Annotated in this window: 1 protein-coding gene; it reads left to right on the forward strand. The window is 65.3% G+C overall.

Annotated features, from left to right (window positions below):
• The first annotated feature begins 680 nt into the window (after nucleotides 1-680).
• Nucleotides 681-2,441 (forward strand): group II intron reverse transcriptase/maturase, encoded by a 1,761-nt coding sequence (gene ltrA / locus ACWGH0_RS34585; protein ID WP_453408238.1) that lies wholly within the window; start codon nucleotides 681-683, stop codon nucleotides 2,439-2,441.
• The last annotated feature ends 114 nt before the right edge of the window (nucleotides 2,442-2,555 follow it).

Raw genomic sequence — 2,555 nt, forward strand, 5'->3', positions numbered from 1 at the left:
CGCTCAGTGTGCGACACGAGGTCGCTCCAGGTAAGTAAGGACAGCTGTATGAAGGGAAGTTGAGGAGGCTGGACTTCGGGCCAGTGTCCAGGGCCCGTCCCCGCGCTCCCATGCGTCGCTGGTAACGGCGGGGTGTGAAGCGGAGCGTTCAAGCCCAAGGGTGTCCCGGCCATCGGGTTGCAACAGGTGAGGGGAAGGCTGGACGGGCGAACGAAAGTGAACCCTCGATGATGCCTCGTGACTTTAAGACCGCGTCGATGGCGTGTTGGCGGCGGTTACAGGACCCGGTGCTGAAAGGCGCCAAGTGACCTTCGGGTAACTGAGCCCGGAGTGAGGACACCGCTGGTCCCGGGGTAGAGGGGGCGCCCACCCCAGCCGCGTCTTACTGGTGCGGAACGTGGAAACCCCGACGGGGTCCAAGCCACCGGCTTGGTAGGCCGACCGCAAGGAAGGCTGAAGTCCCCGGCGGGAGAAGGAAGATCCAAGAAGCGAAGGCCGGCGGGCCGAAAGGCCAGAGGAAACCGGGAGATCGGGACCTTCACCCGCTCTCGCATAACTCGCCGGATACGGACCCATGTTGGTCCGGCCCGAAAGGGTGCCCACGTGGATCAGGTGAGCCTTTGAAGTCACCACTGCAAGGAAGCCGGAACCGAGGGACAAGTTTGACACCGGAGGCGAACATGGAGGTCACGGCACCTGTCGCGGCGCCCTCGCCTGCGGTGAACGGACCCGAGGGCGACTTACTCGACTGGCACGGCATCGACTGGGCCACCTGCGAGGAGAACGTACGGCGGCTGAGGCAGAGGATCTTCAAGGCGACGCAGGACGGGGACCTCAAGAAGGTCCGCAACTTGCAGAAGCTCATGCTGCGAAGCCGCAGCAACACGCTGATCAGCGTGAAGCGGGTGACGCAGCAGAGCAGTGGTCGCATGACCGCTGGCATCGACGGGGAACGGGCCCTCACGCCAAAGGCGAGAGGCACGCTGGCGGCCGAGATTCATCGGTCGTCGATGCCCTGGAAGGCCAGGCCGGTCAAGCGAGTGTTCATCCCGAAGAGCAACGGGAAACAGCGACCGCTCGGCATCCCGGTCATCCGTGACCGGGTCCTCCAGGCGCGCGTGAAGAACGCGCTGGAGCCCGAGTGGGAAGCGCGGTTCGAGCCGAGGTCCTATGGCTTCCGGCCCGGCCGCAGCTGCCAGGACGCGATATCCGCGATCTTCTGGACGGTGAAGGGTAAGAACCCGAAGCGTCTGTGGGTCCTGGACGCGGACCTGTCGGCGGCGTTCGACCGCATCGACCACGACCACCTCATGACCATGCTCGGCCAGTTCCCTGCCAGGGACCTGATCGCGGGGTGGCTGAAGGCGGGCGTGATCGACCGCGGCCGGTTCGCACCGACCGAGGAGGGCACTCCTCAAGGCGGTGTGATCAGCCCGCTGTTACTGAACGTTGCTCTGCACGGACTGGAACAGGCCGCAGGGTGCCAATACACGGTTCGGACCGGGCGCGAGCCCGGCGCCGCCCCGGGCACTCCGGTGCTGGTGAGGTATGCCGACGACTTCGTCGTGCTCTGTCACGACGAGGAACAGGTGCACCAGGTCAGAGCCCGGCTGGAGGACTGGCTGGAGCCGAGGGGTCTTCGCTTCAACGAGGAGAAGACCCAGGTCGTCCACCTCGATAAGGGGTTCGACTTCCTCGGTTTCACCGTCCGCCGCACGGGCGGAAAGCTGATCATCAAACCGAGCACAGCGGCTTGCGCGAGGCTCCGGGCGCGCTTACGGACCGAGGTGAAGACCCTGCACGGGTCCAATGCCGAGGCCGTGGTGCGCAGGCTGATCCCGATCGTTCGCGGTTGGGCGGCCTACTACCGGGCGGTGGCATCCACGACGACGTTCTCGTCGCTGGATCACTACATGTGGCGACTGACCTTCAAATGGGCCAGACGGCGTCACCGCAACAAGCCGAGTCACTGGGTCGTGGACCGGTACTTCGGCAGGTTCCACCCGTCCCGGCGAGACCGGTGGGTGTTCGGCGACCGCGACAGCGGCGCCTTCCTCGTCAAGTTCGCTTGGACCGGCATCGTCCGCCACCAGCTCGTCAAGGGCGGAGCGTCCCCGGACGATCCCGCTCTGACCGAGTACTGGCGGGACCGCCGCCGCAGGAAAGCGCCACCGCCGATGGACAAGACGAGTCTTCTCCTGGCGGTCCGGCAGCAGGGGCTCTGTCCTCTCTGCAAGTCGACGCTGATCGTCGGAGCCGAGTACGAACCGGACAGTCCACGCGAGTGGATCAACTGGTTCGCGGCCTCGAAGAAGATGCTCCACAAGCATCACTTCACCTACCGGCGAGATGGCGGCACGGATGAGCGGAACAACCTTCGCCTCGTGCACTCCGAATGCCACCGCCAGCATCACGCTGGCGACGGCAAAAGGACCACATAACCCTGCTGACCTGCGAAGCCCATGGGGCTTGCTTGAGCCGGATGCGGGGAAAGCTCGCACGTCCGGTTCTGAGGGGGCCGGGGATCAGCAATGGTCTCCGGCTACCCGACCACA

The organism is Streptomyces sp. NPDC054887 (assembly GCF_053610585.1).